Annotated in this window: 17 protein-coding genes; 8 read left to right on the top strand and 9 right to left on the bottom strand. The window is 64.0% G+C overall.

Annotation, left to right across the window (positions count from 1 at the left end; genetic code table 11):
- Positions 1 to 194 precede the first annotated feature (194 nt).
- Both mgtE and A6035_RS00585 read left to right on the top strand, forming a co-directional pair.
- Positions 195 to 1,556, top strand: coding sequence for a magnesium transporter (gene mgtE, locus A6035_RS00590; RefSeq protein ID WP_108846186.1), 1,362 nt, complete (start codon positions 195 to 197; stop codon positions 1,554 to 1,556).
- Positions 1,557 to 1,861: 305 nt separating this feature from the next.
- Positions 1,862 to 2,152 carry a hypothetical protein gene (locus tag A6035_RS00585; RefSeq protein WP_108846185.1) on the top strand — a complete coding sequence of 97 codons (291 nt, stop codon included), beginning with the start codon at positions 1,862 to 1,864 and terminating at the stop codon, positions 2,150 to 2,152.
- A 313-nt stretch (positions 2,153 to 2,465) separates the two neighbouring features.
- Here the strand turns inward: A6035_RS00585 and A6035_RS00580 are convergent, their stop codons facing one another.
- The 3 genes from A6035_RS00580 to A6035_RS00570 form a co-directional block, all read right to left on the bottom strand.
- On the bottom strand, positions 2,466 to 5,858 hold the full coding sequence (locus A6035_RS00580; protein WP_244192481.1) for an arabinosyltransferase domain-containing protein: 3,393 nt from the start codon (positions 5,856 to 5,858) through the stop codon (positions 2,466 to 2,468).
- A 46-nt stretch (positions 5,859 to 5,904) separates the two neighbouring features.
- Positions 5,905 to 9,168: an arabinosyltransferase domain-containing protein gene (locus A6035_RS00575; protein WP_108846184.1), complete on the bottom strand. Its 3,264-nt coding sequence runs from the start codon at positions 9,166 to 9,168 to the stop codon at positions 5,905 to 5,907.
- 267 nt (positions 9,169 to 9,435) lie between these two features.
- The gene (locus A6035_RS00570) at positions 9,436 to 9,663 is read right to left on the bottom strand and encodes a helix-turn-helix domain-containing protein (RefSeq protein WP_244192609.1); all 228 of its coding nucleotides are present in this window, start codon (positions 9,661 to 9,663) and stop codon (positions 9,436 to 9,438) included.
- Between the two features lie 843 nt (positions 9,664 to 10,506).
- Here A6035_RS00570 and A6035_RS00565 point away from each other — a divergent pair.
- Both A6035_RS00565 and A6035_RS00560 read left to right on the top strand, forming a co-directional pair.
- On the top strand, positions 10,507 to 11,343 hold the full coding sequence (locus A6035_RS00565) for a sulfite exporter TauE/SafE family protein (protein WP_108846183.1): 837 nt from the start codon (positions 10,507 to 10,509) through the stop codon (positions 11,341 to 11,343).
- Positions 11,344 to 11,440: 97 nt separating this feature from the next.
- A complete protein-coding gene (locus A6035_RS00560) occupies positions 11,441 to 12,079 on the top strand; it encodes an MBL fold metallo-hydrolase (RefSeq protein ID WP_108846182.1) in 639 nt (212 codons plus the stop codon).
- Between the two features lie 210 nt (positions 12,080 to 12,289).
- Here A6035_RS00560 and A6035_RS00555 read toward each other — a convergent pair whose 3' ends face one another.
- Together A6035_RS00555 and A6035_RS00550 are read right to left on the bottom strand one after the other, a co-directional pair.
- Positions 12,290 to 12,610, bottom strand: a complete 321-nt coding sequence (locus A6035_RS00555; RefSeq protein ID WP_108846181.1) for a putative quinol monooxygenase — start codon at positions 12,608 to 12,610, stop codon at positions 12,290 to 12,292.
- Between the two features lie 47 nt (positions 12,611 to 12,657).
- Positions 12,658 to 13,233 (bottom strand): TetR/AcrR family transcriptional regulator, encoded by a 576-nt coding sequence (locus A6035_RS00550; RefSeq protein ID WP_159149402.1) that lies wholly within the window; start codon positions 13,231 to 13,233, stop codon positions 12,658 to 12,660.
- Positions 13,234 to 13,563: 330 nt separating this feature from the next.
- Between A6035_RS00550 and A6035_RS00545 the strand changes: the two genes are divergently transcribed.
- Positions 13,564 to 14,313, top strand: coding sequence for an SDR family NAD(P)-dependent oxidoreductase (locus tag A6035_RS00545; protein WP_108846179.1), 750 nt, complete (start codon positions 13,564 to 13,566; stop codon positions 14,311 to 14,313).
- 641 nt (positions 14,314 to 14,954) lie between these two features.
- On the opposite strand, the gene A6035_RS18145 is transcribed toward A6035_RS00545, so the two are convergent.
- Entirely contained in the window at positions 14,955 to 16,385 is a 1,431-nt protein-coding gene (locus A6035_RS18145; RefSeq protein ID WP_159149404.1) for a hypothetical protein, read from the bottom strand.
- Positions 16,386 to 16,732: 347 nt separating this feature from the next.
- The gene (locus A6035_RS00540; RefSeq protein WP_200836340.1) at positions 16,733 to 17,173 is read right to left on the bottom strand and encodes a hypothetical protein; all 441 of its coding nucleotides are present in this window, start codon (positions 17,171 to 17,173) and stop codon (positions 16,733 to 16,735) included.
- A gap of 290 nt (positions 17,174 to 17,463) precedes the next feature.
- On the opposite strand from A6035_RS00540, the gene istA reads away from it, so the two are divergent.
- Positions 17,464 to 18,801, top strand: coding sequence for an IS21 family transposase (gene istA / locus A6035_RS00535; RefSeq protein WP_108846178.1), 1,338 nt, complete (start codon positions 17,464 to 17,466; stop codon positions 18,799 to 18,801).
- Complete coding sequence (istB, locus tag A6035_RS00530; protein WP_162533965.1) at positions 18,798 to 19,571, top strand: IS21-like element helper ATPase IstB; 774 nt, start codon at positions 18,798 to 18,800, stop codon at positions 19,569 to 19,571. The genes istA and istB overlap by 4 nt, the downstream gene beginning before the upstream one ends.
- Before the next feature lie 46 nt (positions 19,572 to 19,617).
- Here istB and A6035_RS18140 read toward each other — a convergent pair whose 3' ends face one another.
- Positions 19,618 to 20,211, bottom strand: a complete 594-nt coding sequence (locus A6035_RS18140; RefSeq protein WP_159149655.1) for a hypothetical protein — start codon at positions 20,209 to 20,211, stop codon at positions 19,618 to 19,620.
- 254 nt (positions 20,212 to 20,465) lie between these two features.
- Positions 20,466 to 21,227 carry a 23S ribosomal RNA methyltransferase Erm gene (erm, locus tag A6035_RS00525; protein ID WP_108846177.1) on the bottom strand — a complete coding sequence of 254 codons (762 nt, stop codon included), beginning with the start codon at positions 21,225 to 21,227 and terminating at the stop codon, positions 20,466 to 20,468.
- A 714-nt stretch (positions 21,228 to 21,941) separates the two neighbouring features.
- Between erm and A6035_RS18135 the strand changes: the two genes are divergently transcribed.
- Positions 21,942 to 22,577 carry a hypothetical protein gene (locus tag A6035_RS18135; protein WP_159149654.1) on the top strand — a complete coding sequence of 212 codons (636 nt, stop codon included), beginning with the start codon at positions 21,942 to 21,944 and terminating at the stop codon, positions 22,575 to 22,577.
- Positions 22,578 to 22,582 lie beyond the last annotated feature (5 nt).

The raw sequence follows: 22,582 nt of genomic DNA, 5'->3' as shown, positions 1-22,582 counted from the left end.
GTGGGCGTCCTGTGGGGACTACGAGTCGCACACACCGGCGTTCTCTCGGGATCACGATCTCCTCGTCGTCATGAACCCCGGCCGGCGACCGCGACGGATACATCCTGACCCCGCCATCCGCACCCTTTTAGTCCCCTTCACTCACCGGCCCGTAGCGGGTCGCCTGCGCTGGCCCGACCCGGGAAAGGTACGCGATGTCCACGGAATACCCCGTCACCGACCTCAACACCCTGAGCAGCCAGATCGCCGATGCGCTGACGACCGATGAGCTCACGAGCGCTGCGGACCTTCTGAAGCCCATTCCCGCATATGCAGTGGTCGCGCTCATGAAGCGGATGAACCAGCGGCACCGCGCCGTGGTGTTCCGGCTGCTGCCCAAAAACGATGCGCTCGAGGTGTTCGAGGCCCTCAACCCCGCACTTCAAAATGACCTGGTCTCCGGGCTACTCGACCAGGACGTCACCGAACTGTTCGCCTCGCTCGACCCCGACGACAGGGTGAGCCTGCTGGACGAGCTCCCCTCGAACGTCGCTCACCGGCTGCTGCGCGGGCTGACCCCGGCCGAGCGGAAAAAGACCGGGGTGGTCCTCGGCTACCCCCCAGGATCAGTCGGTCGACGGATGAGCCCCGAGTTCATCGCCACGCGATACCAGGACACCGCCGCGCAAGCGCTGGAACGCGTCCTAGCAGGCATCGGCGATGCCGAAACCGTATACGTGCTTCCAGTATTCGATGACCAGCGCCGCGTGGTCGGAGTCGTCGGCCTGAGGGAGCTGCTCGCGGCGGACGCCGACACTCCGGTCACTCAACTCGTAGACGACGCCCACGTGGCCGTAGCAACCGAACCCGCGGCCGCCATCGCCCGCATCTGTACCGACCGGAATCTGCTGGCCGTGCCGGTGGTCGACAGCGAATCGCGACTCCTGGGGATCCTCACCGTCGACGATGCCACCGAGATCCTCGAGAGCGAAGAGACCCAGCACGCAGCCCGCCAGGGCGGTGCTAACGCATTGGACCTGCCCTATCTAGCCACGAGTCTGCTTGTCCTGGTCCGATCGCGGGCTCTCTGGCTACTCGTGCTCGCCGTCGGCGCCGCGATGACCGTCCAGATCCTGTCCCACTTCGAGGACGCACTGACCGAGGCGACCGTCCTCAGTCTCTTCGTGCCACTTCTCATCGGGATTGGAGGCAACACCGGTAACCAGGCGGCCACCACAGTCACCCGGGCGATCGCCCTCGGCGACCTCACCTCCCGAGAGCTAGTCCCGGTCCTCACCCGCGAGCTCCGAGTCGGGTTCCTACTCGGCTCCCTGCTCGGGGTTCTAGGCCTCCTCCTCACCGGACTGCTGTACGGCCCTGAGATCGGAGCGGTGATCGCTCTGACGCTGCTCGCCCTCTGCACCATCGCGGCCACGCTCGGCGGAGCGATGCCACTGATCGCCAAGGCCGTCCGAGTGGACCCCGCCGTGTTCTCCAATCCCTTCATCAGCACGGTCACCGATGCCACCGGGCTCATCATCTACTTCCTCATCGCCCGCGCGGTCCTCGGATTGTGAGCAGCACCCTCAGGTGACACATTGGCTGACAGCACACGTTGTCTGCGGCAAGGCAATAGACGCAAGCAGCTGAGGCCGAGCGCCCCACTAGAGCAGATCTGGAAAGCAACCAGCGAGCCCGGCCTTCACGTACGCAAGCCACTGCCTGGGCATCAGTCACCGAGCGGCTGAAAGCTCAGCCCACGAGCAGCGCATGTCAGCACAGAGCCGACTGGGTTACCAACTTCGATAATGAAACACGAGTATACCGTTGTGGGTCTTCGTAGGTTAACCGCGCCACCGCGGCCCAGGTCGGGCGCACCACAGTGCACCGCTACTTCCCCGAACGCGCCGACCTCATCCACGCCGTCGTCCACCACGTGACCGAACTCAGCCGACACGCCATCCAGCGGGCCGAGCCGCACTCGGGCACCGTGCGCGACGCACTGAGACGGGTCGTCAAGGGGCACATGGACCTCGGATCAATCCTTACGTACATCTACAGCGAACCCCTCACCGAAACCGAGCCCGCACTGGCCGAAGCGCTCAAGACGATGGAACAAGCGATCGAAGACGTACTGGCCCGCCCCGCCACCAGATCATCGACACCATCATGACGACCCTCACTCCTGGCGTGTATGACATTGACACCCATTGAGACGCGAACTCGCAGAGGCCGTCACACAGCACTTTAACTGAAGGGCCTCGCTCAGGCTAAGCGGCCTATCTTTAACAAGGAATGTAAGAACTCCGAAGTAGCGTCGCCGCAGGTGTGCTCACTGTCAGATCCGGAGATTGCAGTACGGAACTGATGGTGAGCGTAGTGATGCAACGAAGCTAGAGAGCATCGCAGCGTGCTGCTCTCTGCACCCGGTTTCTTCGCCCGCGGCGGTACATATGAATTGAGCGGGCACCAGCTGTCGGCGAGAATCAGTTCATGGGACCCGGCGTGGTCCAGCCCCACCGGACGGAGTCGCTGCGGACGAGGTCCGCTGGGTCGGCCCCGGGATCGTGGGGTTCGAAGCGCTGGAGTGAACCCCAGTCCCTGGACCAGTCGTGGTCGAGGTAGGTGGGGACGGTGACGGCCTCCACGGTCTGGGTGGTCCACAGCAAGGGTCCGCCGCCGCCCGCGCTCTGCCACCAGTTCGCGGCGGCAGCGGACTCGCGGTCGGCGAGGATGCGGTAGCGGGGGATCTCGGCGACGCCACCGTTGTGCACGAACGGGCGCTGGCAGGGGAAGGCCAGTGCCACCACCCAGTCGACCAGCACGGGGTCGGTGTGGCCGACGACCTGGTCGAGGGTGCGCAGGCGTGGGTTCCGCGGCGGGGTCACGGCCAGCCACCAGTCGGGGTCCAGGTTGCCGTCGGTGGCCACCACGCGCACCACCTCGGCGTCGGTGGGGATCGAGGCCAGGGGGATCCGCAGGTTGCGCCAGGCTGGGGCCGGGCCGATGTCGATGGGCGTGGTGGACCCCATGACCTCGAAATCGGTGGGGCCGGAAGCCCCGACCCGGCCCGGCCGGCCGTACTCGATCGTCAGGTCGCCCGGGCCGATGCGGCCGGCGGCGGCCATGACCAGCAGCGGGCTGTTGGACCGGCGGGCGGGCAGCTGGTACCAGGCAGAGGTGAGTTCGGCGGCGACCTGGGGTCCGCGGCGGTAGGAGCCCAGGACCGGGGTGGTCTCGGGATCGAGGCCGAAGGGCAGTGCGACGGTGGAGCCGTTGACGGTGACCGCGCCCCGGCCGCCGGTGGTGCCGGCGTCCACGCCGTCGCCGGGTTGACGCTCGCCGGAGTCCGACAGGGCCAGTGAGCCGGACGCCTCCTCGCTGTCGACGGTGATCGTGTCGGGCAGACCGTTGGGCGCGAAGCCGTCGACCACGCCCGCACCCAGGGAGATCTCCGGTCCGGCGCCCACCGCCCGGAGCAGTCCGTCGTTGGAGTCCTCCTCCACCAGCACCGAGTCGGCGAGCGAACACGGTTGCCCGCTGAGCGCGCGTAGGTTGGCACGACCGACCGTGTAGGCCGGGGACTGGACGAACACGGCGGTCACGGCGGAGACGAGCTCGAAGATCACCACGGAGAACGCCACGATCGTCAGTGGTGCACCGTCGATCCCGGGGCCGCGGCCGGCCCCGGCCCGGCGGTCGCGGGCCAGGGCGGCGGGGGTCCCCGACGCCGACCGCACGAACGGCAGGGCTGGGGAGAACCGGCGGGCGATCGCACGGCCGGGCGCGTCGGGCAGGATCGCGGCGTGGATCAACCCGGCCACCACCAGGCACACCAGGCCGGCGACGAACGCGACGTACTGGATCTGGACCCCCAGGATGTCGGGGAAGGAGCCGGAGAACGGGATGCCGTAGTCGGAGACGTACCACCAGGTGTTGTTGGTCGCGGTGGACAGTCCGACGACCAGGCACAGCGCCGCGCCGACGAGCCAGCGACTGCGGCGCAGGGAGACTGTGGAGGACCGCAGGGCGATCACCGCGAGGACGGCCAGGGCCCCGGCGAGACCGGCGAAGACGCCGAAGTGGTGGGTCCACTTGGTGGGGGTGAACACCAGCAGTAGCAGGGACCCGGCGATCACGCCGATGAGCCGGCGGGAGGGTCCGGCCGCGGCGCCGGGGATCCGGCCGCGGCGCAGCATCACGGCGGTCACCAGCCCGAGGCACATCAGCATGAGCAGGACGGGGAACCGCCGGGCCACCCCGCCGTCGGCGGAGACGCCGAACAGTGCCTCCCAGCGGTCCTTCTCGCCGTACCAGGGCAAGCTGGGGCCCAGCTCGGTGCGGATGCGCGCTGCCTCCAGGACCGCGGCGGCGGTCTGGTCGGCGAACACGGTGTAGAGCAGGGCCAGCCCCACCGCCAGGACGGGACCGAGGATCGGCGTCCAGCCGATCACCCCGGCGCGCCGGCGGACCATGCGGACGAACTCGCGCGCGCCCGCGGCCAGCGCGGCCACGCACATGAGCCCGGTGGGACCGGCGCCGAGGGAGAACGCGGCCACGCCGATCGCGGCGACGCCCGGCACGAGCCTGCGCGTGGCGATGGACCGTTCCACCAGGGACCAGGTCAGCAGCGCACCGAGGGCGATCACGGGCTCGGGTCGCAGTCCGTTGTTGAACGCCATCCAGAACGCCAGGAACAACGCGGCACCCGTCCAGCGCGGCCGGTGCCAGGTGCGGGCGAGTCTGCCCAGGCGCGGGACCACCTCCCGGCTGATGATCAACCAGGCCAGGATGCCGCACACCAGGGTCGGCAGGCGCATCCACGGGCTGGCGGTGGACACCTCGGCGAACACCCGCAGGATCTCGTAGTACCACCCCACGGGCGACTCCGGGGACCCGAGCCAGCGGTAGTAGTTGGCCATGTATCCGCTGGGCCCGGCCGAGCGGGCCATGGTGAGCAGGTAGCCGTCGTCGGAGGTGTTGGCTCCCACGAGGTGCCAGAAGCCCAGGACGACCACCACCACGCCGTCGACCGCGGACAACCGGGTCCAGGAGCGCGGCACGAACCGCCGGCCGGAGCGCCCGTCGATCCCGTCGAGGCGGTGCAGGAACACCACCGCCGCGATGGTGGCCAGCACGCCCAGCACCATCAGCACCAGCTTGGCCAGGGTGGGGCTGGAGGAGTACCGGGAGTCGACGGTGATCTCCACCGTGGACTCCGCCAGGCCCTCCGGGGCGGTGGTCGGCGTGAGGTCGGTGAACACCCCGGTGACCTGCGGTCGCATGCTGCCCGGGACGGCCGCGCGGACGGGGTCGTCCGGGTCCTCGGGCAGGCCGGTGAACTCGGCCACCAGCACCCCGACCTCGGCCCGCACGAGGAGCGACCCGCACGCCGGGTCCCGCAACGTGGACAGTGGAACCGAGAGCAGGGTGATGTTGCGGACCGCCACGTCGATCGAGGGGTTCCCGGCGGCGTCGGTGGAGCGCTGCACCACCAGTCCGTCGGAGATCCGCCCCGGCGCCGCCTCGGGCAGGGTCGAGAAGACCACGGTGCCGGGGGGTACCTGGGCCAGCGGGGCGCAGGGAGCGGTGATGGTCAGGTCGAGCGGCCGCCCGGAGACCAGCGGGGCAGTGACGGAGGCGTAGTCGGGCCCGGCGGTCCAGCGCACCTCGGCGGCGTCCTGGTGAACCGGCAGGAAGCCGGCCAGGATCGCCAGGAACGCGCCGAGGAACCCGGTTAGCACGGCCAGGCGGCGGTCACGGTCCATGCCGGGATAGGGGTGCAGGCCAAGGGGGCGCCCGCCGCAGGGATCGCGGCCCCGGTCGTCGCCCCCTTTCGCCTCCGTGTCCTGGGCCAGGCCGTCGATTCCCCTTCTCATCGCCGCGACACCTCCAGGACGGGCGGGCCCACGTCCGTGGCGGGCCTCACGAGGATGTGTTTATCGGGCCGGGCGTCCACATCCCGAACCGCGTTGTAGTGGCCGTGTCGAGTTGCGCCGGCTCAGCCTCTCGGTCGATCTGCTCGAACTGTTCGACTGAGCCCCAGTCACGCGACCAGTCATTGGACAAGTAGGAGGGGATGGTGCGAGCACTGAGCAGCATCTCAGTCCAACCGAGTGGCCCCCCGCCGTGGCGGTCCTGCCACAAGCTGGTGATGAGGGCCCCGTCGTGATCCGGTGAAATTCGATACTCGGGGACCACTGCGACGCCATTGGCGTGGAGCATCTGATCTTGGCAAGGGAAGTTCAGGCCCACCGCCCAGTCCAACAACACGGGAGTGGAACTACCAAGAACGTCTTGCAAGACCTGTGTTTTGGGCACGCGAGGTGGCGTGAACGCCAGCCATTGGTCTTCGTGGATGTCGCTGTCAGCGGCAACAATACGAACCACGTTTGCCTCGAACGGGAGTTGATCGAGCGGGACTCGGAGATTTCGCCACGAGGGACTCGGACCGATGTCAATGGGAAGAGCTGCGCCGAGAGTTGTTACCGAACCATCGGGGGCCAGAGCGCCGTACTCAAGTTCAAGCTTCTGTCCGTACGTTTCCACGCCGTCGCTGTCTACGGAGCGGATGCGACCGGCTGCGGCGATGGAGACAATTTCCCCGCGCGACCCTGCTGCGTCCGGCTCGGGCAGGTGATACCACTCGGACGTCACTGCGGTTGGGCCGGAGCCTCCGACGCTTCCGAGGATTGGTGTGGTGGCGGGATTCAGGCCGAACGGCAGTGCGACGGTGCTGCCGTTGACGCCCTCACCGCCGAAACCGCCTTCGGTACCTGCTGTTCCGCTTGCCTTCTGTTCATCAGTATCGCTTATGTCAACGGTGTTCGCGGTGCCAGCAGGCAATTTGTCCTCATCGGGTGTGAGGTCCGCTACCACGCCGTTGGGGCCGAATCCTTCGCTACGTCCGGCGGAGAGGCCTGCGCCGACATCGCCTGAGATTGGTCGCAGCATCGACGCGTTGGGGTCCAATTCGAGCAAGACGTCATTGGCCAGGCCACACGGCGATCCGCTCAGCGCATCGATGTTCGATCGACCGATTGAATAAGCCGGAAACTGCGAGACTGCGGCCTTCGCGAGCGACAAGACCTCGAACAGGACCATCGCCGCCGCGGCGACACTGAGAATCGGGATGGACCACCACCGCGATGGCGGGTCTGTACGGGTCGAGGCGACCGGGTGAATGTGGAACCATGCGGCCACCGCCAGGAATATCGCTGCCACGGCAAGAAAGGTCACAGCGAACCCGTGGCCGGCGATTGATGGCGGCTTGTCGAACCACGGCACCCCCCAACTCGAGACGTACCACCAACCGTTTCTTCCTGCGAAGGAAACGGCCACAACGCCCGCGACAGCCGCGGCGAAGAATGCGCGGTTGCGGCGTGATCGCATCACCGCTGGGGAGACTGCTACAGCCGTGATGATCGCGACAGAGGCGGTCAAACCTGCGTAAATGCCAAAGTGATGAGTCCACTTGGTGGGAACGAACATCATGAGCACCATGGCACCCACGGTCGTACCCACGATCCGTCGCGCCGGGCCGGCAGCGATTCCCGGAATTCGACCAGAACGCCGGAGAAGCGCCAGCGTCACCGTGACCAGGCAGAGAACCATGGTCAAGACTGCGAAGCGGCGCGCAAGCGATCCGTCAACGCTGTCCTCTAGCAGCCACTGGTAGCGCCGGAACTCGTTGAACCAGGGCTCACTCGGCGGGATCGTATGTACGCGCTGCATCTCTAGGATCGCCGCCAGAGTCTGGTCTGCAAAAATCGCGGTGAGGATAACCAGGCCTGCAGAAGTTAGTGGCAGCACAAGTGGGAGGTAGCCCTGAGTCCGCACACGATCGAAAATGATGCGGGCGATCGGACCTGCGCCCGCAAGTAGCGCTGCGAAGCAAATGAGACCGGACGGTCCCGCAGTGACCGTCAGGGCACTAACCAAGATTGCTGCGGCAGCGGGAAAGAGCCGATGAGTAGCGATTGCTCGCTCCACCAAGTACCAGGCTGAAAGTACCCCCGCCGCGACAATTGGTTCTGGGCGCAGCCCATTGTTGAATGGCAACCAACACGCGAGAAAAACAATGGCGCCAGTCCACATTGGGAGGGAGGTTGATCGAGAGGCCGCCGCGCCAAGCCTTGGGGCCACCTTTCGGGTGAGCAGCCACCACGCCACAAGCCCCGCGACAAGTGCCGGCAACCGCATCCACACGCTCGCAGTGGAAATCTCAGTCATCCAGGCCAGCACGTCGTAGAACGGGGTCCCGAAAGGCGCTTCGGGAACAGCGAACCAACGGAAGTAATTCGCCATGTAGCCGGCCTCGCCAGCGGCGCGTGCCATACCAAGCTGGTAGCCGTCATCAGATGTGTTTGCGCCGATAACGTGCCACAAGCCCAGAGTCCCGACCACTACGGCATCGATGCGGGTGAATGACCACCGCAGCGAAGGAAGAACTCTGCGCGAGCGCCGGCCATCGACCATGTCGAGCCGGTGCAACGCCCATAAAGCAAACGCGGTGGCCAGTACAGCAACCGCCATTATCGTCAGCTTCACCGCAGTCGGCGACGTGGTGAAACGCGTATCGAGTGTCGCCTCGACCCGCAGCCCATCATGCGCTTCACCGTCGAGATCCGAGAAGACCCCCACCATCTGCGGACGCAGATCACGATTAAAGACCTGCTCAGTATCAGCTGGCCCGCCGCCAGTAACGCCAGCGACAGTCTCGGTCGGAGTCGATGAGATCGACACAGCGCAATCCGTCCCGGAGAGAGAGCCAGCAGGCGTCGAGAGCAAGATGGTGTGTCGCGAGATCACTTCCAGTCGTGCGTTGGTCCCGTCGCCGACGACCACTCGCGCAGTTAACGCCCGACCCGGTTCCGGCGCCCCAACCGGTGCAGTCGACACCAGCACCCCGCCATCCCCACCGGCCAGTTCGCTGACAGATGCGCATGGAATGAAGACGCGGAGGTCGGTCGGCGAGTACGAAACCAACGGCGCCGTCACGCCCGCCAACGAATTGTTCTGCGGCCACACGACCTTCGCCTCGGTCTGCTGCACCGGCAGGAACGGTATCGCGATCGACGCGAGAATTCCGACTACCGCTGAGACGACTGCAATCAATCGCGGCGTGCCCGAACCCTGCTGCGGTTGGAGCGAGTCGGCCTCGCCCGCATCGTTATCCGAAACGCGCATCGATCCACCCGCGACGGTGGTCGCACGTGGAACTTCCACGGTCGGCCTGCCGACGAGGCCGTCTTCGCTCGGGTGATCCACCATGTCTCCCATTCCTACAAATTCGCTACTAGACGAAACCAAGCCACGGCGCACGGCAAAGTCCACACAGAAGTCATGAGGACCTTCAGGTGAACAACCAGGTACCGAGAGGGCTGCTCGCGGAGGGCGCGCCAACCCGTTAGCGACGAAAAACGCGATGAAACAGCGCTGTTCCATACTTGTCATCTACCGACCAAAATGGAGCGTAGCCGGTACGCTGGTTGCAACAAAGTCGTCACAACCCCCCGAAACTGCTGCGTGAAGCGTTACGGTAAGATAACGGCACGGTTCCCCATGCCGCTTGGGCGCGAGTGGCCACTCGTATTCTCGGTGCACCGAGCGGATGAAGGACTTCACCGAATTGGCCGATAGGTAGCAGCGTTCGGCGATGTCCTGGCTGGACAGCCCCTGCACGATCAGCTTGATCACATCGGCTTCTCTGGGAATCAGTCCGGCCGCCTTGGCTGGCCACTGGTCCGATCACATCACCGGACCAGCATGGTGACCCGGTTGTGGGCCGACGCCGAATCCCGCTCTCCCCAGTATCGACCTGAGGCCACTTTCTCCCACCAGCTCGCGGACGGCGACCACTTCGCCAACTGCCAACGCCACGACAAAGCCGCACCGACCACGGCAATTGCGGCAGCTTCAGCAGCTACGGACCCCCACGCCGGCCACTGATCGCTGGCCTCGCCCATCAACACCACCCCATCCCGCCTTGCGCACCGGCCCCCACAAGCAGGCCCCTTGCTCTGCCGGCGCCCGGGCCTCGCAATCCGCCCCATCAGCGGCGGTGGTTCGTGGTCGGTGGCGGCGCCACACGCGGCAAGGCCCGCTCCCCCGCCCTCCCAGGGAGCGGATCTCGACAGCCAGCGGGTTAAGCCAGTCAGCCGCGTCAGTGCACTGTGCGCGGACCTCCTGACGCCGAGATGCCGCTATTGGAGCCTTTCACGCCTGACCCCAGCGTGTGTACCCCCTGTATACCCCCAGGATAGTACGACCGTACCAACTACTGGTTACAGTCCATTCCGGCGCCCGCAGGAACCGCGTGACACGCCCCGCCCCAGACGGCCAATTCTGCCTGTTCTCCGGAGTTCTTCATGACCACCACTATGGCACCCGTCAGCGCGGGTTCAGTAAAGCGCAGCGTGGTGATCGACCTCACGCTGCGCGCCGGACTCCTGGCGCTCGGAGTCAGTGCTGGCTCAGACATTCCCAGGCCCAGCGGCAACCTCTACGCAGATTCCGCGATCGTGAATGAGACCACCGCACGAGGCCACCAGGTCGTCTCCGTCTCTCGACGTATGCCAGCCGACGGTTGAGGGGTCTGCTTTGCTATTCCCCGCGGCCGAACTAGCCCTCGCGGTGTCCGTTGTAGCGGGCGCTGCTTTACAGCGAATCGCGGGGATGGGTTTCGCGATGGTTGTCGCACCCCTTGCGATCCTGCTCCTACCCGGACAGCAAGGCGTGGTCTTCGCCAACCTCTGTGGTGCCACTGCTGCCTTCCTTCTTCTCGGAACGGTGCGTCGGGATGTCGACTGGAGACGGCTCGCCCTTCTTTCGGTCACAAGTGTCGCCGGAGCAGTGCTCGGGGCACTTGTCGTGCGCTCACTCGATGTCGCAACGTTCAGGGTGGTAGTCGGCATTGTGCTGTTGCTCGGAATCGGACTCTCCCTGGTAGCAAGCAAAACAACGTATGAGGCGCCACCGGTTCCTGCTTCGCTTGCTGCGGGTACAGCTACCGGGATGTTGGTGACGATGTCAGGCATCGGCGGACCACCGATGTCCATTTACGCGATTGCCACGCGTTGGGACCACCAGGCGTTCGCAGCAACAATGCAGCCTTTCGTGGTCCTGACTTCTCTCATCGGCGCAGGCGCAGTTACGATCTCTACCCCCAATTCAGCACCCGTTCTAGAGCCGATGATGTGGGTGTTCACGGCCGTCGGTCTGCCGGCCGGCCTCATTGCTGGAAACCTGCTGCACCGCGTAGTGCCGGCCCGAATCGGTCGGCTGATCGTTATCCTTCTCGGCATCGTCGGCGCTCTGACCGCGATCGGCGCCGGCCTCACAGCGGCGCCAACTGGCCACTGAGAAGCTCGCACGAAGAGAGCGCTGTTCCCATCGACCCCGAGAACCCCGGCATGATCAGTTCACCATCTATCACCACTAACCACGAGGAGTGACCGCGATGTACAACCTGCCCGGACTCACTATCCGCACAATTTCGGTATCAGAGACGAACAACAATGTGTACATCCTCACCTCCAAGACCAGCGGCGCGCAAGTGCTCATCGATGCCGCCGACGACGCCCCGGCCATTCTTTCCCTCCTCGCTGATGCGCAGGAAGACACGGACGCTACGACTCACGTCTCCGCCATCATCACCACGCATTCACATTGGGACCATGTGCGCGCGTTGGGGGAAGTGAAAGAGGTAACCAAGGCCCCGACCGCAGCTGGCGAGGACGAGATCGAAGCCATTACTGTGCCGACAGACATAGCGTTGGGTCACGGAGAAGTGCGATCGTTCGAAGACATTGAGCTTGAAGTGATTCAGCTCCGCGGACATACGCTGGGGTCCATAGCGTTGCTTTACCGTGATCCCCGGGGCCCTGCGCATCTATTCTCGGGCGACTCGCTCTTCCCGGGCGGCGTCGGTAACACCGAAGATGATCCGGATCGGTTCCTGTCCCTTATCACCGATGTCACCGAAAGGATCTTCGACCAACTGCCAGACTCGACCGTTGTCCATCCAGGCCACGGCAATGGCACCACGCTCGGTGCTGAACGGCCCCACTTAGCCCAGTGGAAGGCTCGGGGCTGGTAGACGATTCTGTCTCACCCCAGCTGCCACATACACCCAGCTGGCGGAATTGAATCGTGCTGATGGAGACGGTGATGCCGGGGGTTTCTCACTACTTGTCAGAGCTAGGCCGAATGTCCTTGTGTGGCCGCTTCAAGCGGCCACACAAGGGGGCCAGTCTTACGTGGCCACATCTGACCGACCTACCACGGCTCGCGTGTGACCAGAGGCAGATTAATCGACCTGCAGTTCGCCCATCTCGTCCCAGCCCTCACCCTCGACCTGGCGGCTGATGATCTTCGGGGTAGCGGCCAGTGCCGGGCGCATTGCCTCCAACCCAGCGGCGAAGTGCGCGCTCGTGACGTGAGCCTCGGCCGCGCCGTCCCGGAAAGCCTCCATGAGCACGAACTCGTTGGGATCGTCCAGGCTGCGAGACCACTGGAAGAACAGATTCCCCTCCTCGGCGCGGGAGGCTTCGGTGAAGGCACGGACCATTTCAGGGAAACGGTCGACGTACTCGGGCTTGATCTGGTGTTTTGCGACGATGAAAATCATGACTCCATGCTAGCCCGGATCTCGTACAGAGCCGACCCGAGGAGAGGTCACTCGAGGAGTGCCGATAATTCGTTTATCGCAATGTCGGCGAGATTATTGTGACGCAGTGCACTGGCGTTGAGCAGGCTTCCGTCGACGACCGCGGCGGCCAATGACACTCGAAGGTGAGGCCGTCCGCATCTCCGCAGGAGTTCGGAGAGATCACGATCCATGATCACGCGCTGTTCTCGGAGAAGGTGTGACAGCTCGTGTGTCCCGCGGGCACAGTCAAGGGCCATGCCCACGATGCCCAGGAGCATCGTGTCACTGAGGTCCGGCCCGTAGAACGCCCGCAGGAACAACCGCGCCGCCTCGTCGGCCGTCGTCTCGGGACGTGCTTGCTCGAGCACGTGTTCGGCTTCTGTTGCGCGTTCAGTCAGGACTTGCTGCACACACGCTTGAAGAAGATGCTCGCGGGTCTTGAAGTAGTAACGGATGGAACTTAAAGGGACTTCGGCGGCCCGCGCGACCAGACGGTGGGTGACGGTAGACATACCGTCATGCATTAGAAGCTCCAGGGCAGCCCGGAGGATCGCGTCGCGGCGTTCGGTCGCGCGCTTCTGGCCGCTTGCAGCGTCGTGCATATGTGATTTCATCCTCAAAAGGTGCACAGGTGTACTACTTCGGGCGTATGGTTCATCTCGGGCACCGTCACCGGGTGACCTGTGTGCTCGCTCTCCCGCGATGTGGGACGCAACTGTCACGAAAGGCCCCCATGTCCACGTCTGCACGTTTGTCGTCCACGCTTTCCCTGGCTGCCATTGTAGGGCTGTTTCCTTGACGCTCTGCTTCAGTGGCTCGCTAACACACTCAATAGACCACGTTTGACTAGATCGGATCAGGAACTGCAGTCGCAGCCCAGTCACTGGCGTTGCCTAGCATTCAGCGATAATCGTAAGAGGAAAGGGGCAATCATGCTTATCGAGGGACTCAATGGACTTGTTACCGGAGCCGCGGGGGGCATCGGCCGCGCAGCGGCGGTTGCCTTCGCTCGCGAAGGTGGCAACGTGGTCATCGCTGACCTGCCTGCCCAGAGGGAGCGCTTGGAGGGAACGGCTGAAATTATTACGGACACCGGTGGAAAGGTGCGCATCGAGTACATCGACGTGACTTCACTGGATGACCAGCGCCGCACAGTTGCAGCAGTGGTCGAGGAGTTCGGGCGATTGGACTTCGCGTTCAACAATGCCGGTGTTGAACAGCAGACTCCTTTCCTGGACATCACTGAGGAAGCATTCGACTGGGTCATGGGAATCAACACCAAGGGCGTGTTCCTTGGCATGAAAGCTCAGCTCGAGGTCATGATCGCGCAGGGATCGGGAGCGATCGTCAATATGGCGAGCGCAGCGGGGATCCGGGGTTTACCCGGATACGCGGGATACGCGGCCTCGAAGCACGCTGTTGTGGGTCTTACCCGCTCGGCCGCCGTGGAGTACGGAGACAGCGGCGTCCGGATCAACGCCGTGGCGCCCGCGGCGATCGACTCGCCCCTGCTGGCGGAGCTCTCAGCCGAGTCCCGTGACGAGCTCGTGGCACGGCAGGCCATCAAACGACTGGGCGACCCCGCAGAGGCCGCGGAGGCGGCCGTGTGGCTTGCTTCTTCCCGAGCATCCTTCGTTACCGGCACCACACTTGCGGTCGACGCCGGCTCCTCAGCGTTTTGACCTCGACAACAGGGCGCTCACCACAGCGCCACACAGGGGACTGCTGCACCAACAAGTGACAATCGATCTGCGTCGACGATATGTCTCCGCTGGAAGGATGTGCACCGTGCCGGAGACGTTTCCCAAGCAGATTCCGCAAAGGTGAGCTGGGCCTTCCGCGACTATTACGCATCCGCGGCCCAGGTCGCGAAGAACTGCGGAATCTCGCCGTCGCGCCTCAGACGCTGGCTCACCATCGAGTCCACTAATGAGAGACCACGGCGCCAACCACGCTAATCGCTGCCGGTCTGTTGTCCTCGGAAACTTGCTCGATTTGTGCGGCATCCTTCCGCCACCCGACAGTGGTCGTCCCTGGAGAGCCCTCAGAACGGTATGCGCGAATCCACCGACGCCGAGACGCCACCATCGGAACCCCTTCACGCGTAACCCCAGCGGCATCAGAGTGGCTACGCCATCCCCGCCAACCGGATCAGTACACGTTCCGAAGACCGTGGATCCACGCCGCTAACCAGGCCTTATGTAAAGCTAACGTTGTCTAGAATCCAATGACGTCAACTCGACCGCTCTCGGATTTCGCGGCAACCCTCGGCCCGCTTCTCCGACCTAGCCGGAACTTGACATTCAGACGCGCGGAATGGATATCATCTCGCAGCGCTGACACCGCCGTGCCAACCGAACAATTTCCTATGGTATAGCTCTGTTTCGCTAGGTTCGGGTAGTGGGGTTCCGTCATCGGGAGCAAAGCCCAGCACCGGGTGCGGATGAGGAGCATTGATCGGCTTGTTGCACAGGATTATGCGCGAGAAGGCATCGAGATACTCGAGTGCAGTGACCATCAGCGTTGTGGCTATGGTCGCGAGATCGGCGACATAAACCGGCTGCCCGAAGGGGTCGGTTGAATCTGCCCACCACACCCCGAGCCGGTCGACCTGTGCCTGAGTCAGCGAAGTCGCGTCCGGGTCGAAATACTCGAGTCCTGTGAGGTCGAGCGCCATAGTCTTCGCGCTCCCATACGGACGCGATAGGTAGCGACCGGCCCGTAGAACCGACTCATGGATTTGGTGTCGTAGCTTGGCGCAGATGTGGGCAAACTGCTGGCCGGCTTCGACGTCTGCGGTATCCACGCGTGGATAAAGGGGGAGAAAGGTGTCCGAAAGAAAGGTTCGTGAGGTGAGGGTGTGTCGCGCAGGCTTGCCTCTTGTATTAATCAAGAAGGAATACAGCCGACCGTAACCATCGAACGCAGCGCAAAGGTACAGAAGTTCACGGTCGAATGCCTCCGCAGCAGCTTCGGTAACATCCGTGGCTGCCGCGCCCCCACCCACCGGGTTAGTGAGCACAGCAAGCAAGGCATCAAGTGCCCTGGCCGCTCGGGCGAGTCGTGTTCGAATCGAGTTCAGCCCGCCCACCAAAGACGCGTCGCCCTGGAGCGATGCAGCGATATTGAGACACTCGAAGTAAGTCATTCCACTGTCGATACCGGCAGCATAGAGCTCAGATATCGATCCGGCACTATGCGTACTCCTCCACGTCCCACCTCCAATTAGTCCGCCTGTGGTGGTCCTAATGTTGTGGTTGCCGCTACAACGTAGGTAGTGGCCAAAAATTGGGAATAGATCGTCGGGTGTGACGCTTGCAACGAGATCATTGTCGGCGACGTCTGCGCGGCCCACAGTAGGGGCGTTCGTTACGATCACATCGATACCGAGGTTCGCTGCTGAGCAGGCGAAAGCCGCTGCCCTGTAGCGGTCTTCCGGATCCAGATCGTCGCCGGTCCGCTGACCTGCGTCCACCCCGTCGAGTTGCGTGTAGACATCGAAGAACCCCGCCCGTCGCATTCGCCGCGTGCTGCCACTTTCGATGGTTTTCACGCTGACGTCAACCGAGTCGAACGTTCGAGTCGACTCATTGATCGAGCTGTATCCAACACGGTGAAATGTGGTGGTCTCAAGCGCGCGCATCCACTCGTCTGGGTCCGGGTCCTCGTGCTGAACTAGCAAGAACGGATCGACATCTTCGCGCCGCAAGATATCCAGTAAGTCGCCTTCAACTGGTAGGGCTAACGTCCGCATATCGAGCCCAACCCGCAACGGGCGAGTTGCTGGCCGCAGGGGAAATGGCGACGTACCGCTCTTACCAGGAGCCTCTCCGGGGGGACGGACGTATCGCATGAACCGCTGCCGGGGGGCGCCTTCAGGAATGTCGACTCTCACCTAAGGAACTATGCCACCAGCACCCGACATCGCCAGGTTCCGAGCATCTCAACTCCTCCGCAGCCCCCCGCCTCCGTTCGCCAACGCCCGCGGGGGGCTACGCACCACGAACGTTCCCGACGGAGGGTGCTTGTTCGAGAGAAACGCCGGCAGCAGAAGATGGCGCAGTGACCCCGGCCGAATTCTCAGAACCGCATAGGGTCTGTTCAACGAGTCGCGCGGCCAAGCTTCTTGTCGACATCCAGTAGATACACGAGGTCATGGTTCCGCACGGCGGAGCGGGCTTTGAATGCCTCTCCAGCACCTGCGGCGGCCACCCTCCCAGCAGCCGCGCCTATTGCGGCCGCAGAAGGGAGCATGACCGCCAGGTCGGGGACGTTGGCGATTGTCACCAGCAGGGTCGGCAGGCCGTACCCCTCCGTCAGAAGGCGCTTGCTCGTCTCCACTGCGACGCGGGTCCTAGACGCCGTTTCTCGCAGGCCTTCGAGGCTTGGACGCACCTCGTCATGCCATAGCTCGTCGATCTCACTCGGGAGCGTTGCGTCCAGCGCCGATGACTGGAGCTTATCGGCAAGGCTCTTAACCGACGTCCTGTACCGCGCGCGACCGTCGGAGAGCTCATCTCGCGCTTCGAGCACCTGTTCCATTGGAGCGTCAGGAAAAGTCGGCAACCGCTCCACGAGTGCTGCCCCCACAGTGGCCCGCCGAGAACGTACCCTGGCCGTGTCGGAAAACCCCCCAGAGAAACTCTCCGATCCGCGCATGTCCGCGTACACCTTGATACGTCGGTTTGGGGACAGGTTCATATGTAGGTCGATGTTCGGTGTTCCGTAGTTGTTCGCCGAGGTGGGTGGGCCACCCTTGGAGTCGTCTTCCGGCAAGTTGACGATTTCCGAAGGGTGGCCCACCCCCATGATCGGCGGATCAGGAGTCCTGGATGAATATCCGACGTTTCAAACAGCTGCATGCCACCGGCATGACGTACGCCGAGATCGGTCGCGAGTGCGGCTGTGACTGGCGCACGGTACGCAAGTACCTGGCCGAGGATTCCCCGACGGCGCCCCCGTCGGCGCCCTCGCGCAAGGGCACGCAGAAGGTGGCCATCACCGAGGTAATCGCAGCGCTGATCGATGCGATGCTGCGAGCCTGCATCGACCTCAAGGCCACCGTGATCTGCGAGCGTCTCGCCGACGAGCACGACGTGCATGTGCACTATCAGCGGGTCAAAACCTACTGCCGCTCCCGCCGCCCTCAGATCCGCGCCGAGCTCGGCCTCGACGAACCCGGAGCGGGGAGTCTGCACCGGCGCATTGCCACCCTGCCCGGGGCTCAGGCCCAGGTCGACTGGGGCGATGAGGGGGACCTGCTGGGCACCGGCGTGCGCGTCTACTCGTTCCACATGACGCTGTCGTACTCGCGAGATCCGTTCTGCTGCTTCGTGACCTCGATGGATGCCGCGACGTTCTTCGACTGCCACCGGCGGGCCTTCGACCACTTCAGCGGAGTCCCGGCAGCGATCGTCTACGACCGCCTCAAGACCGTGGTGCGCCGCCACGTGGCCCCGGGCAAGGCAGTCCCGGTCACCGCCGCAGCCACCGCGTTCGCCGGCCACTACGGGTACGACATCGATGTGTTGGCCGCCTACCGGCCCACCGGCAAGGGCCGGGTGGAGCGGCAGGTCGATATCGTGCGTGACCACGTCGTGGCCGGTCGCCGGTTCCGCTCGGTCGGCGATGCCGATGCCGCGTTCGCCCGGTGGGTGAAGATCCGCCGCGGCCAAGTCCATCGCACGCACGGGCAAGTCATCGCCGAGGCCGCCGCAACCGATCACGCCGCACTGGGCCCGCTTCCGGCTACGGAGTACGAGATCTTCGATGAGCACGTGCGCACGGTGGGCAAGGACTGTCTGATCTCGTTCGAGTCCGACCACTACTCGGTTCCTGCCTCCCAGGTGACGGCGAGGCAGAAGGTCCTGGTCCGCGCCACAGCCAACCGCATCACAGTCTGCCGCCTGGAGGACCCCGCCCAGGAGCTGGCGGTCCATCGGCGTGGCGGCCGGTCCCACGAGTGGATCATCGACCCCACCCACTGGGACGGCCTGCCCGACGGGGCCGGCCGCGCCGTCTGTCACACCGAGCCCGACCGGGCCGGGGCATCTGCCAGGCCGGAGGAATCGTCCTCGGTGCTGGCGCACTATCTGGCCTCGATGGACCCGGTTCCCGATATCCGGCGGCCGTTGGCGTCCTACGAGCTGATGGCGAGTGAGGCGTCGTGAGCGAGTTCGTCATCAGTCGGATCACTGCCGCCGCGCAGCGGCTCAAGCTGCCGCACATGGCCGCCAGCGCCGCTGACGCCGCGACCCGAGCCGAGCAGTCGCAACTGGGCTACCTGGACTTTCTCGACCAGCTGCTCGAGGAGGAGGTCACCCACCGGGAGTCGGGCCGGTTCCGCAACGCGCTCAAGCTCTCCGGGCTGCCTCACCACAAGACCTTGGAAGACTTCGACTTCGCGTTCCAACCTGGCGTCGATGCCAGGCGCTTGAAGGATCTCGCGGCGATGGAGTTCGTCGAACGCAAAGCCAACATCGCTCTGCTCGGCCCGCCCGGCGTGGGCAAGACCCACATCGCCGTGGCACTGGCAGTGACTGCATGCCGGGCCGGTCACTCGATCTACTACACCACCCTCGACGACCTGGTCCGCAAGCTGCGCAAGGCCGACAGCCTCGGCACCCTGCCCAAGCAACTCTCCAGCCTGGCCCGACCGTCACTGCTGGTCATTGACGAAGTCGGCTATCTCCCACTCAACCGCGCAGAGGCCAACATGTTCTTCCAGCTGGTCTCACGCCGCTACGAGAAGGGCTCGACGATCATCACCAGCAACAAAACCTTCGCCGAATGGGGCACTGTCCTGGGAGACGAGGTCCTGGCCACCGCCATCCTGGACCGGTTCCTGCACCACTGCGAGGTCATCGCCATCAACGGTCCGTCCTACCGGCTCAAAGACCGGGCAGACCTTGTCAGCACCGCCGAAGAACCGGCACCATAAACCCCAGCCGGACACCGACACGTGAGCTTGTACGCCGCACGACACGTCACCCTGTACGCGGACAGCGCATGAACTCAGTGGTGACGTCATCAAGTAGTAAGTGCGAACCGGGGTCTGCCAGCGCTTCAGAGAGGCGGTCGCGGAACCAGCCAATTTGACGCTCGAGGGGGTCCTCGAAGCGTGTTCCGTAGCTGACCATAGTGACGGAACCGGCTTCTAAGGCCATATCGAGTTCCACTGATTCGGCACTGTCGAAGACCTCGTCAGCCTGTCTCTTCAATGCCGGTATTGCGTCGTTCCATTGACGCTCGTTCTCCATCCGTTCTGGATCATCGACTGGCCGGGCCCCCAGTTTCCGCATCGCCCTGCGGAAGTCCCTGGGAGTCACGTCCTCCACGCCGAGCCGTCGCAACGTTTCGGCAGGTAACGCGGTGACGGTCGACCACGGGTCGTCCGCATCGACGCCCCGCAGTGGCCGGAAATCACCCATCCACGCCGCGCTCGGCGCCACAAGGCTTACGTGATCTGCATACAGCAACGAGCTTCGCAGCAGTCTTAGCTCGTTGGCGAGCGAAGGCTGGCCGTTGGCTTTCGCTTGAGGGGTAGCTCCGACGGTGACTGTCAGGCCGTCTCTGCCCACGACTGGCTCATGCTCGTTCCGCTTCCGCCCCAACTGCCTACGTGACTTCTTTCCCATCCACTAATCATCTGCCATCTTCGCGAACAAGTGTCAGGGCTCGGCGATCGATCTCTTAGCGTCGCATTTGACGATCCTCCATTACGACGCACCTAGAGGGGCATGATCGGAAGGCTCCGAGCCAGTCCGGTCGTCCCGTAGATATGTCGCGCCAGCGAGTTGCGTTGAGCAGGATCATTCGCGACAGAGGACTGAAGTCATCGGTACAGGTCGCCCCAAAGTGCTGCCCATTGCTCGGGGCGAAGATCACGTGGAAGGGCTCGCGAGTTGATTTCTGCTTTCCTCAGCGTGTCTCGGATGTGGTTGCGCGGCGCTTGTGTGGCCTGCTGCACGATGAGCTCAAGGCTTCCGCCGCGGCCGGTGAATATCGCGCGCACGAACCGCTCGTACGCTTGTCGTTCCACAACGGGAATCAATGGAGTGGGGCGGCGGATGATGTGGATAATGCCGCCGTCCACGCCTGGCCTCGGATGGAAGGCCGTGGATGGCACGCGTCCGTGCAGGGCGAAAGTGAACCAGGGTGCGGTCTGAGCAGTCAGCAATGTGGAGCCCCCGACGCCGGCACGTCTGCGGGCCACTTCCCATTGGGTGAGCAGCACAGCCTGCTGCCACGTCCCGGTGGTGAGCAGCCGGCGCAGGATCGGCGTCGTGATGGGGAACGGAACGTTTCCAACGATTACCGGGGTGGTGAGCGGGTAAGCGAGGACGTCGGCCTGTTTGACCGCCACACCGGGCATGCGCTGGCGCAGCTTAGCGACCCGGTGCTCGTCGATGTCGATCGCGGTAAGCGGCCTCTGAAGGCGTGCCAGGTGCCGAGTAAGTGCGCCACTGCCGGAACCGATTTCTAGAATCGACCCCTGCGTAGCTGCGACGATTGCGGCAATCTTTTCGAGGGTGGGGCCATGAACGAGAAAGTTCTGGCCAAGTTCGTGTCGGCCGCCATGGGTTGAACGGGGCATGATCGCGCTCCAAGAATTGAACGGGAGCGCCTCGAGAACAGGCAGGTCAAGACCGAGAAAGTGGGTACGCAGAGGTGCCGTTCCGAAACGCATGAGGTCTCTCGGACGGACGACGCGCTAAAGCGTTCAGCGAAGCGCGCCGTCAGGCGCGGCGGTCGCGAACAGCAAGCGAGTACGCCGCAGCGAACCCGCAAATCAAATTGCCCATGAACGAGAACATAGCAGCATCCGTCGGCGTGTCCACGGTCGGCGCCAAACGGACAACACGACCGGCCTTGCCGTCTCTTCTACCTACAGCTTTGCGAGACCTCAGTTGACCACCCGCGCGCATGTCCATTTCGCGCCTGCTCGCTGGACTTGCGTTGGCGGCCACTCACCAAGTCGTCTCGACACAAGGCTGCTGTGCGGATCGACTTAGCAGGGATTTGGTGTCGTACCCGGATGACACAGTGACCAGAACGGCCGGGACCCCCGCCTGGCCGCCGTGCAGTCACTCCCCACGGAGAAGGAGATGCAAGATGCCTGGAATGACGTTCAACGCAGAGCGGGTACTCCGGTGGTTAATCGACCAGCCAGGACAGCAAGCCAGCACGCTTCCTCACGAAGTGGTTCCCCCTTCACTCGCGGAGACTGTTTACAGCGAGCTTCAACTAGCCGATCTAGTCCACGCCACCCTGTCCCTAGACTACGCGTGGCCGTGTAGAAGCCAACCGGATGCGCGAGAGCTACCGCTCTTCACTTGCGCAAAGGCGGGTCCTGGAGTGGCTGGCGGCCCATCCCGAGACATCCCCAGAAGCGCTAATGAAAAGTGAGGGCGCTGCGGACTTCACCGGGTCGCTCTCCGCGCGAGAGGTCAGTCTGGCAGTCGAGGAACTCGAGTCAGGCGGCTACCTCGAGGGGAACAAAGCCTGGGGTGGATCAATGATCCGAGCGCGTCTGACCGCAGCGGGCCAGCGACTCCTCAGAAACCAGATGAGTCTCGACCAGGTTCAACTTTCCGGAGGAATGACGACTATGAACGTTTCGGCTGACAACTATGGAACCCAGCATATTGGGAATCAGGCGATTGGCGGACAGGGCCACTCGATGACAGTCCATATCGGCTCTAAGGTGTCGGTAGAGGACATCCTCGCGGCGCTGAGCCAGTTCCGGAATCACGTTGAAGACGCTGACCTGCCGGCGGACGAGAAGCAAGATCTGCTCGAGGAAATTGGGGCGATCGAGAGCCGCGGACCAAGGCGTGGCCTTGAGTGGGTCAGGGCTCAGCTCAATGCGTTGAGCACCGCTGTCTCAGGCGCGCTGGGGTCGGAGAGCGCAGAACTGCTTGTACGCATGATTTCGGAGTCGTAAAGCTC

The sequence above is a fragment of the Dietzia lutea genome, from assembly GCF_003096075.1.
GTDB classification, from domain to species: domain Bacteria; phylum Actinomycetota; class Actinomycetes; order Mycobacteriales; family Mycobacteriaceae; genus Dietzia; species Dietzia lutea.
The sequence above is the reverse complement of the archived record's forward strand: the minus strand, read 5'-3'. Positions and strand labels throughout refer to the sequence as shown.

Excerpts from the sequence above, each read along its gene's own strand:
- A6035_RS18135 (WP_159149654.1), top strand. The coding sequence starts at position 21,942 with ATGCGCGAGAGCTACCGCTCTTCACTTGCGCAAAGGCGGGTCCTGGAG.
- erm (WP_108846177.1), bottom strand. The coding sequence starts at position 21,227 with ATGCCCCGTTCAACCCATGGCGGCCGACACGAACTTGGCCAGAACTTT.
- A6035_RS00580 (WP_244192481.1), bottom strand. The coding sequence starts at position 5,858 with ATGAGAAGGGGAATCGACGGCCTGGCCCAGGACACGGAGGCGAAAGGG.
- A6035_RS00560 (WP_108846182.1), top strand. The coding sequence starts at position 11,441 with ATGTACAACCTGCCCGGACTCACTATCCGCACAATTTCGGTATCAGAG.
- A6035_RS18145 (WP_159149404.1), bottom strand. The coding sequence starts at position 16,385 with ATGCGGACGTTAGCCCTACCAGTTGAAGGCGACTTACTGGATATCTTG.
- mgtE (WP_108846186.1), top strand. The coding sequence starts at position 195 with ATGTCCACGGAATACCCCGTCACCGACCTCAACACCCTGAGCAGCCAG.
- A6035_RS00540 (WP_200836340.1), bottom strand. The coding sequence starts at position 17,173 with ATGGAACAGGTGCTCGAAGCGCGAGATGAGCTCTCCGACGGTCGCGCG.
- A6035_RS00545 (WP_108846179.1), top strand. The coding sequence starts at position 13,564 with ATGCTTATCGAGGGACTCAATGGACTTGTTACCGGAGCCGCGGGGGGC.
- A6035_RS00550 (WP_159149402.1), bottom strand. The coding sequence starts at position 13,233 with ATGCACGACGCTGCAAGCGGCCAGAAGCGCGCGACCGAACGCCGCGAC.
- A6035_RS00565 (WP_108846183.1), top strand. The coding sequence starts at position 10,507 with ATGAGACCACCGCACGAGGCCACCAGGTCGTCTCCGTCTCTCGACGTA.
- istA (WP_108846178.1), top strand. The coding sequence starts at position 17,464 with ATGAATATCCGACGTTTCAAACAGCTGCATGCCACCGGCATGACGTAC.
- A6035_RS00575 (WP_108846184.1), bottom strand. The coding sequence starts at position 9,168 with ATGCGCGTTTCGGATAACGATGCGGGCGAGGCCGACTCGCTCCAACCG.
- A6035_RS00555 (WP_108846181.1), bottom strand. The coding sequence starts at position 12,610 with ATGATTTTCATCGTCGCAAAACACCAGATCAAGCCCGAGTACGTCGAC.